7 protein-coding genes are annotated in these 9251 nt (G+C 46.1%); 5 read left to right on the top strand and 2 right to left on the bottom strand.

Going from position 1 to position 9251, the window contains the following annotated elements; genetic code table 11:
* Positions 1–108 precede the first annotated feature (108 nt).
* Both ABD76_RS25615 and ABD76_RS25610 read left to right on the top strand, forming a co-directional pair.
* On the top strand, positions 109–1407 hold the full coding sequence (locus ABD76_RS25615; RefSeq protein ID WP_197253375.1) for an IS1380 family transposase: 1299 nt from the start codon (positions 109–111) through the stop codon (positions 1405–1407).
* 560 nt (positions 1408–1967) lie between these two features.
* Positions 1968–3128, top strand: coding sequence for a DUF6348 family protein (locus ABD76_RS25610; RefSeq protein WP_197259795.1), 1161 nt, complete (start codon positions 1968–1970; stop codon positions 3126–3128).
* Between the two features lie 107 nt (positions 3129–3235).
* Here ABD76_RS25610 and ABD76_RS25605 read toward each other — a convergent pair whose 3' ends face one another.
* On the bottom strand, positions 3236–4012 hold the full coding sequence (locus ABD76_RS25605; protein ID WP_197259794.1) for a Cof-type HAD-IIB family hydrolase: 777 nt from the start codon (positions 4010–4012) through the stop codon (positions 3236–3238).
* 124 nt (positions 4013–4136) lie between these two features.
* Between ABD76_RS25605 and ABD76_RS25600 the strand changes: the two genes are divergently transcribed.
* Positions 4137–5138, top strand: a complete 1002-nt coding sequence (locus ABD76_RS25600) for a hypothetical protein (RefSeq protein WP_197259793.1) — start codon at positions 4137–4139, stop codon at positions 5136–5138.
* A 96-nt stretch (positions 5139–5234) separates the two neighbouring features.
* On the opposite strand, the gene ABD76_RS25595 is transcribed toward ABD76_RS25600, so the two are convergent.
* Entirely contained in the window at positions 5235–5825 is a 591-nt protein-coding gene (locus tag ABD76_RS25595) for a sugar O-acetyltransferase (RefSeq protein ID WP_197259796.1), read from the bottom strand.
* A 348-nt stretch (positions 5826–6173) separates the two neighbouring features.
* On the opposite strand from ABD76_RS25595, the gene ABD76_RS25590 reads away from it, so the two are divergent.
* Together ABD76_RS25590 and ABD76_RS25585 are read left to right on the top strand one after the other, a co-directional pair.
* Positions 6174–7460 (top strand): helix-turn-helix domain-containing protein, encoded by a 1287-nt coding sequence (locus ABD76_RS25590; RefSeq protein ID WP_197259792.1) that lies wholly within the window; start codon positions 6174–6176, stop codon positions 7458–7460.
* 554 nt (positions 7461–8014) lie between these two features.
* Positions 8015–9205, top strand: coding sequence for an IS701 family transposase (locus tag ABD76_RS25585; RefSeq protein WP_197254446.1), 1191 nt, complete (start codon positions 8015–8017; stop codon positions 9203–9205).
* Positions 9206–9251 lie beyond the last annotated feature (46 nt).

Here is a 9251-nt window from a genome sequence, read left to right as displayed (position 1 = left end):
CCTGAATTTCGAAAGTAACTGTGCCTGAAAAATGAAAAAAGGGCCCAAATCTTTGGTAGAATAGTGTTTGCGAAAACAACATCACCCAAAGAGAGGAGCACCTTTTAGGTGAAGTCTACCACACCCGTCAGCAAAATCAAGACTGAATTTTCCTTGCGTCACGCTTCCAGCGTTGGTGGAAGCAAAGTATTCCTGGAGTATCTCGAAAAAATCGAACTGGACAAAGCATTGCAGAACTTGAGCAACATCAAACACAGGCACTCCCTGTTCCCTGTTTTTCGCATCCTGCTCTACCTCATAATCGGCTGGACACTCGGTTGTGAACGCCTTTTTCATTTTCGAGCGTTGCAACAGGATGCACTTGTGCAACGTTTCCTCGGTGGACGCTGTCCACACCACACCTTGCTGTATAAAGAATTGAATCGGTTTGGTAAGCAACCAACTTTCACACTCGACTTGAGAAAGTTGAATCAGCAGGTCATCGCGCCTGGTTTGCCCGATGAACTCATCATGGATCTGGATTCCACCGTGGAAACCGTTTTTGGTCACCAAAAAGGCGCGGCCGTTGGCACGAATCCCCACAAACCGGGACGTAAAAGCTACCATCCGCTGTTGGCTTATGAAGGCCAATCTCGTTTGTGTTTAAACGCTGTTCTTCGTGCTGGAAATACGCATTCATCCACGAATGCCGCTGACTTCCTCCGCCAGACGTTCGAATTGCTTGGTGATCGTCCGGTGAAGTATGCCCGATTTGACAAAGGATTTGGCGGTGAGGACTTTTACGGCTTATGGGAATCCAAAGGAATCGGGTATGTAGGAAAATTGAAATGGACCCAGCGACTTCAAGCGGAAGTGCAACGCTGCTCCGTTTGGAAGCGATTTGTCGATGAGGAGTGGATCATCGAGGGCATTGTACTGGTCTACAAAGCCACCTCCTGGAAGAAAGCACGCCGTGTTGCCGTCATCCGCAAAGCACAGGTGTACGATGGGGATCAATCTCGGCTTCTTCTTGATACAGATTGGCAGTATGAAGCGATCGTCACAAGCCTTGAGTGGGAGCCGATTGACCTGTGGCATTTCTACAACCAGCGTTGCTGCATGGAAAACCACATCAAGGAAGCCAAGCGTGGCTTTTCCATCAACCGCATTTCGACAAGCCGCTTCACCGCGAATGAAATCGACTTGCTAATCAAGCTGTTAGCATACAACCTCTACGAACGGTTTAAACGCGACTGCTGTGAACCGGTTCATCACGGGTATACGATTGCCCGGTTTCGTCAGGAGTTTTTCCTCTGTGCCGCGACCATCATCCAGCATAGTCGGCAGGTGATTCTCAAGTTGGCGAGAGATTTCCCGAACCGCTACACTTGGCTACGGATCGCGACAAAAGTTGCTGCGCTGGAATGACCGCTTCCAAAAATAAACATGGAAATGCAATGCCTCTGTGGGATGGGGAGGGGGAAAATATGCCCTTCTTTTCGAATTAGCGCTCATGGGACTGGATATTTTCTTGTTTATTACAGTTGCTACCCGCCCTAGTAGGTTACTAACTCGCCTCCATTACGGGCTTTCGAAATCTGGGATTATCTTTTTATCAATTTTGAAACCAAATTCGGTCATACCAAGCAGCGGGTGCCGCGCCTTGAAGGGTTTTTGAAGGTCCTTGATAAAGCGCGTCTGAGAAATTATTGGAGAGAGCATAGGGGAAGGATAAAAGGAAGGGAATGGAATCGGGAAGAAAGGTTAATCATTGGCGAATTCGAAGTTTCCTACAGCCACGAATTAGAAGAGACTTATAAAGTATTGGATGACTTATTACGGGAGGATGACAGGCCGGCAAATGTTCATGAAACATAATTTCCCCCGCATGCGTATTCCAAGATATGTATTGAAAAGACGCTAAATTGACGATAAGTTAGATGTAATGTCTGGTTGCTAAGTCGAAGTGTCGAGAGAGGAGCTGCAAGATGAGCACAGAAAGAGAAGAATGGACAGATTGGGACGATGAAAACATTGAGGATCCCGCACATTTCCTGCTGCATCGCGGGATGAGGGGACTGTTCGAGGCGGAGGAGATCGTAGAGGGGGATCGTATCGTTATTCCGGCATGGCAGGTTACGATTCGTCCTCATGTGGCGAGATGGTCGGAGCAGTCCGTTATGCTTCAGTTTCATGTAAGTTCCCCGAAATGGGACCGCGATATTTTCGAGACGTCGGCAGGTATGGGCAGCAGCTTAAAAGATGCTCTCGGCATGGCGATCGGAAGCTTTGCCCTGTCGTTAATGGAGGGTATCGCTTCCATGGAGCAGGATAGGGAGCCTGACCACCTCCGCTCGGAATACGGTGACACGGAACATCATTGGAAGGTGTATAAGAGCAATATTGTGGGTCTCGGCGAATCTTCCGGCGACATGCGTGCCACCCCGTATTGGGAAGCGCTCAAGGAGGAGATTGCGAAGCGGATTGGCAATCAGAAGCTGTGTTACATAAAAATCTATGGCGCGAAGCATGGGGAAGATATCACCGGCGAATGCCGCATTAATAATATTCCAAGCCCTGAACTTGGCCAGATCGTAGCTGAAATCGTCAGCCAATGGCAGGTCGAAGGCTTTGCTTCCCAGAAGCAATTTATTTTGCTGCGGCAGTCCGAGGAGACGTACACGCCTTATCCTTATCAAGCCGAGGAGATTGCGGCGGCGACGCGCACAGCCGTTCAGATGTTCATGGAATGCGATACGCAGGAGAAGTATGAGGAATTTCCGGAGCGGTTAGCGGAGCGCTTGCAGGATGCCAGCTTGGCGGAGGAGCTGTACTCATTCTTGCCGGAAATATGTGCCGAGCATTCTTTTGATTCGTTGACCTATAATGAGGAGTGCTTGCTATTTAGAGGACAGGAATCTTTTCCGATTTATCGGACTCAGTTTTCCAGCTATTATCTAATCTATGATGCTTTGTTTGAGGGCTTTCAGACGGATCAATTTGATGATGAGGTGTATAGGCAGTACATTGGCGCCAGTTCGATATATAGTGTGATTTGCAAAGCAAAAGAGGAGGGCGCGGATCTGCTGGAGCATGGCGGCGTGCTTACGCTTTCCTTCGGGATGTCCGACCGATATCAGTTCAGATGAACCACGGATGCGGGCGCATCCACAAGTAAAGCTCCTGACTTACCGGCAGGAGCTTTTTTACGGAGGGGCAGCGGGGCCACAGCCCGCTTAACCCCCGTTGAAATAATTTAGTCAATTAGCCCGGCATGACGCAGTCCATTGCGGATGCCGCCTTCATCGACGGAAGAGGTAACGTAATCGGCATAAGGCAGCAGTTCCGGATGAGAATTGCCCATCGCAATGCCGAGACCTGCTTGCTGGAGCATCTCCATGTCATTGAGTCCATCGCCGAATGCGACGGCATTCTCCGGAGCCAGGCTCAACCGCTCCAGCATGGCATGGATGCCGACGGCCTTGGAGCCGCCCTTGATCAGGACGTCGATCGCTTTGGAATGCCAGCGGATCATGCGAAGATCATCGAATACATTTTCATATAAATGCTCGTCCTGCGCTTCGCAATGCAGGAACACTTGATAAATATCGGCTTTGCGCCAGAACTCGGGATCATAACCCGGCCGCTCGACGCGAAGGGAATCGATGGATTCCACGACGAAGGGGTGGGCTTCAGCATTCGCGTAAAATTGCTCGCTGCCTTCAAACACAAGGGGATGACGGTTGCGCCCCGCCAATTCCACAAGCTTTGCCACACTTTCCCGCGAAAGCGGGCGCTGATAGAGGGGCTCTCCCTTGTACACGACATAGGCCCCATTTAAGCTGACAAAAGACTCGATCTGAAGCTGCTCGGCAAGCGGCTTAAAAAAGTAGGGCGCGCGCCCCGTGGCAATGACGGGTTCAACCCCGTTCGCCTTCAATTCCGCGATCGCCTCAACGGTGTCCTGCGGCACCTGCTTCTCATCATTTACCAATGTACCATCGATGTCAAAAAATACAATGTTGTAACTCATGTCAGGTCTCTGCTCCCATCTCTGTCTATATCAATGCTGTTATTCTACCAGTGTAGCATTGATTGGGGGCTATAAGAAATAGATTCGTATGAACAATGTGTTCCAAAGCATAGGAGGGGAAAGCATGGGTCACCGGGCAAATCTGATTGTCGTTCGAAATGGAAGCTATCAGTTGTACTATAGTCATTGGTGCGCCAATACGCTGCCGAGAGATTTATTTTGGGGACCGGAGGAAACCCTTGCTTTTATGGAGAGTCAGCAGCCTACGGAAGAATGGCTGGATGACCGCTGGGCCGAAGGCGGGGCCATTATGGATATCGACCATAAAGTATTGCTTTGGTACGGCGGGGAGGATATCATGTATGATATTCCGCTTCGGCGGCAGCTATTTGCGCTCATGCAGCCGTTATGGAGCGGCTGGGAACTGAGATGGGCCAAGGCGGGGATTGTGGATATGGCGAACTATGTAAATCATCCGCTGGAGCATGTCCGATCGGTTGAGTATGCCGCAGACTTGCCAGCAATCATCGAACCAGAGCCCAGAGGCGGATTTATACGGATGATTGCCAGCATCGTATATCCCGATGGAGATTTGCGGATATTCCCGTTAAGCGGAACATTGGATGAATATGTCTTGGCAGGCCCATCTCAATTGGTTGAGGCACTGCACCCGGTACTGGGGCAGCGCGAGCTTCAGGCGACGGAATGGAGCGAGGAATTCCCGGATCAGGGATTCCACTTGGATACACGACGCAGGACCTTGGATATATGGTACGCAGGTGCTGATTCGGACATCATTGCGCAGATGAGAACGTCCTGGCCGGACTGGACAGTCACGGATTTGGCCGATCAATATGAGATGCAAAGCGTCTTAACTGATAATGCGGTCATGTTAACGCCGATGCCTTCAAGCAAGCTGATAAGTCAATTGCAGAGCATGCTGTTTTGCTCCGCCTCCCACAGTCCCGTCGACAGCATCAAGCTCATCTCGGATTATTTTGAGAAGGAGGGCAAAAAGGTCGAGGTAAACCCGCGAGCCTTGATTGATCATCCACAAGAAGTAGCATTGAGTACACGGGAGGAGAAATGGGAGTTTGCCTTGTCGCAAGCGGGGCGATCTAATTAGATACTGGTGTTGAGCCGCCCCATTGGTCATCACAGATAAGAGCCGTTGAGGAAAGAAACGGCTCTTCATTGATCTTCGCTATTACTGTTAAATCCCTTATTCTTCAAACCATTTAAACTTATTTTTATCCTCCTCTATGATAGGACGGATAACCCGGCAAGGATTTCCGTATGCAAGCATCCCGGACGGAATATCCTTCGTAACCACGCTGCCAGCCCCGATGATGCAATTATCTCCAATTGCTACCCCGGGGAGAATGGAAACATTTGCGCATATCCAGACATTATTTCCAACCGTAATCGGATATGCATATTCCCATCCGTCATTACGCAGATCAGGTAGAAATGCATGTCCTTCCGTTAAAAAAGAAACATGCGGCGCAACGAAAACATTGTCTCCGATCGTAACTTTTGCACCATCGGAAATGGTGCAGCCTATATTTGCAAAAAAATTATCTCCCACAGAAATATTATATCCATAGGTGCAGTAAAACGGCTGTTCAATAAGGAAATTGCCTTTAATTTGACCAAGAAGTTTTTTCATAATCTCCGTCCGTTTCTTATAGTTAGACGGAAGAGTATGGTTATATTCAAAATAAAGATCCTTTGCAACTTTCCTGTCCTGAACTAAACCCTCCTCCATTGGATTGTACATGTAACCCAGAAGAGACTTTTCTTTTTCTGTCATCATATTAGTTCCTCACAATTCGAGTAGTCATGAGAGTATATTAGGTTAAACATTTTTCCAAGTAATTGACCGTCCTTGACTGATGGTGAACCGTGACATTGCTTTCCGGATGAGACCTATAAATTTCCTGACCTGATGGAGATAGAAAAGTCATGACAAGTCAGGAAACGTCTGTTAAAGAACAACCGACGGCTATTTCCGTGAGTAATGCCGAAAAGGGAGGAAACACACTCAAGGGTGGAGGCTAACGAAATTTGAAATTATTTGTTGGGTAGTGTTCACAAAAATCGAATTTTATGGTAATCTATAGATGGTCAATTATTTGGAATTACAAAGGAAGGTGAGGCTGTGAGTACCGTTGCTGCGAATCCACAGAGCTTGGGGGAGCTAATACAGTACTATCGGCAGAAGAAGGAATTGAGTCTGTCGAAGCTGCAAGAAGCGGTCGGCATAGATAAAGGCAGCCTGTCGAGAATTGAAAACAGCGAGGTCAAACGACCTGATTTTCAATCCATCCTGTCGATCGCTGCGGTATTGGACATTCCCCATGACGCCATCGTAGAACAGTACATCGAGATCGGACATAAATCGGAAATCATTTACGCTATTTTACAGAACGAATTAACAACACTCGAGTATCCATCGCTCATACCGAAAATTGCCGCCAAGTATCTTGAAGCGCCCAATGAAGACAGCCTGGATGCAGTAGAGAAGTTGTATCGAACGATAGGCTCCATAAATCATCCTTCCACTCAGTTATCTTTATACACCCTCATCGTAGACTACTCGCGCGCTCATGGAATTATGCCCTATATCGCTAAGGGCTTATATCAGAAATACATGATTGAACGAAATGTTTTCAGCAGGTTGAAGGAAACGTATCAGGTTGGAAAAAATGTGTTGGACTATGCTAATTTTCTGAGCGAGAAAGAGCGGATACTTCTATTTTATGGCTTGAGTGTTCACGCTTATAGCCTTATGTTTTATCATGATGCCATAGAATTCGGAAATTATGTTGTGGAAAATGGGGCAGGCGAACCGCTAGCAAATGCAACTCATAATGTTTGCAATGCCTATTATCATCTGGGGAATTATGACGATTGCAGTTCCTATCTCGAAAGGTATAGTCATTTTCCGTATCCTTTCGTCAAAGAGAATGTTGAATTAATGACTGCCTTTCTTAACGGGAAGAAAGGGAATATTGAGTCCGCCATTACTCAGTTTAATAACTGTTTAGATAACCTGTCCTCATATAATTTGATTCATGCCGTAACTGAATTAATGGAACTATATCTCCATAAAAACAACGATCTTCTTGCAGCAGAACAACTCCTTATGTATGAAGAACAAATAATTGAGAGCATCACCCAACCACAAACTACGCCATATAAAAGGTCAAAATTAGCGTACTACTTTCGCATCAAAGGACAATTGTTAATTCGTAAAAAACATGAAAAAGACGCTGTTGATAGTTTTTTGAAAAGCACATTAGAGTACGCAAAAATTGGTCGTTTTACGGAAGCTTTTGAATCATTGTCGTTTGTGACGCAATCAATGATACATAATCAGTCAATCTTCAATAGTGAGATAATCAAAAATGTTAACGATCTTTTACAACAAATTGCTGCAAAATAATTAAGGAGGAATATGTTGTCATGAGAAAACGTAAACTTCTTTTTATTGCCTCTCTTCTAGTTATTGGAGCAATCAGCGTGGAGCATCTTGTTTCATACATCGATGCCCCGTGGATAACTAACTTCTAATGAATATAACATCTTAAGACGCGTTACCCCACCATTCGTTGGTGGGGTATGAACTATCGAACTGGCACGACTCCATTTAAAAGGTCAAGACTAGCATATTTTTATAAGTTAAAAGGGACCTTGATGTTAAACCTGCAGCAGAGCGAGGCAGCTTTCGATTGTTTTATTGAAAGCGCATATAAGTATATGGAGATTGGGATGTACGACAAAGCCATGATGAGTTTGTCACATATAAATCAAGCTATAATGGCAGACAACTCGCTCCTTACCCTGGAGGTTGTCAAAAAATTTGACTCGATGTACCATCAATTAATTAACTGTACTTGCCCAAATTCGCTGTAATTAAATAGCAGAAAAAGAGACACCCTTGACTCTCTGTGTAAAATAGAAGTGCGACCAACCACTCTACGCAGAGGAGATCAAGAAATGTCTCATACGTATACGTTAACACAGCATCGCCATTGGAACAATATCTTTCGGCAATGGAAACTCCCGTTGTATTTTTCCAAATCTGTCCTTAATCACATCACTCACTTTGTAGATGGCATGTTGTCATCTGGATTTACAGGTACCTTAACAGACATACATCGTGAAAGCTTGCATCATCGGGATCGCAGAAGCTTAAGTCATTTTTTATCCCATGGGAAGTGGGATGAACAGTTCCTGAAGCAAATCGTACGTAATATCGCCTATCAGCAAGTCAAATACAGCGCTAAGCACAATAACAGTCCTATCTTTGTCATTGTAGATGATACGGTGTGTGAAAAAACCAAACCTTCGTCACGGGCGGTTGACTCGATCCAGGGCTCAGCCTTTCACCACTCTCATCTCAAGGGAAAGAAGGTCTATGGTCATGCTGTAGTGGAAGCCATGCTACGGGCGGGTGATATAGTATATCCCTTTGCAACAGAACGCTATGAATCCAAAAGCAAGAGCAAGATTGATCTGGCTTGTGACATGATCCGGCAAGTGCCCAGGTCCCATCACCAAACGTACGTATTAATGGATTCGTGGTATCCTTCAGCCTCTGTTCTTCAGGTGAGTAGCGAGCAAGGATTCCATGTCATTAGCGGTCTGAAGACCAATCGCATCATTTACCCACAAGGGATTCGCCAATCGATTAAAGAATTTGCTTCGTTTATGTCGAAGTCTGATACCGATCTCGTGACCATCGGAGAAGACTCTTATCGCGTTTATCGATACGAAGGAAAGCTCAATTTGCTTGATAATGGAGTCGTTCTTTTCTGCTGGAAAGAAGGAGAAGAACTGAACCCTAAGCAGGTGAAAGCTTTTCTAAGTACAGATGTTTCTCTAACCAACAAGCAAATTCTGAGCTATTATAGCAAGCGATGGTCGATTGAAACGTATTTTCGAACGGCGAAAGTCCACCTCGGCTTGGATCGATATCAGGTTCGATCTACGAAAGCGATCGATCGCTACTGGGCGCTACTCTCTTTTGTTTCGATGTGCTGTATTTACAGCGGGCAAGGCTATCTTTTGGATGGATTGCACCAATATCGACGAGAAAAAAAGCAACATTGGATTGAATATGTTTATAAACAAGCTCTATCCGGAGTAGCTCTCGCTCAAATTCAAACACAGCTTGGAGCTGCATAGGGGTACTGTCAGCTTTTTTAGATTTACATTTTCTTGAAGTGTTTAT

Source organism: Paenibacillus dendritiformis, from assembly GCF_015845845.1.
In the GTDB taxonomy this organism is placed as follows: Bacteria; Bacillota; Bacilli; order Paenibacillales; family Paenibacillaceae; genus Paenibacillus_B; species Paenibacillus_B dendritiformis_C.
This window is presented reverse-complemented; position numbering and strand designations above follow the sequence as displayed.

Bases quoted from the DNA above. Each gene is read 5' to 3' on its own strand.
- ABD76_RS25600 (WP_197259793.1), top strand. From the start codon at position 4,137: ATGGGTCACCGGGCAAATCTGATTGTCGTTCGAAATGGAAGCTATCAG.
- ABD76_RS25605 (WP_197259794.1), bottom strand. From the start codon at position 4,012: ATGAGTTACAACATTGTATTTTTTGACATCGATGGTACATTGGTAAAT.
- ABD76_RS25610 (WP_197259795.1), top strand. From the start codon at position 1,968: ATGAGCACAGAAAGAGAAGAATGGACAGATTGGGACGATGAAAACATT.
- ABD76_RS25585 (WP_197254446.1), top strand. From the start codon at position 8,015: ATGTCTCATACGTATACGTTAACACAGCATCGCCATTGGAACAATATC.
- ABD76_RS25595 (WP_197259796.1), bottom strand. From the start codon at position 5,825: ATGACAGAAAAAGAAAAGTCTCTTCTGGGTTACATGTACAATCCAATG.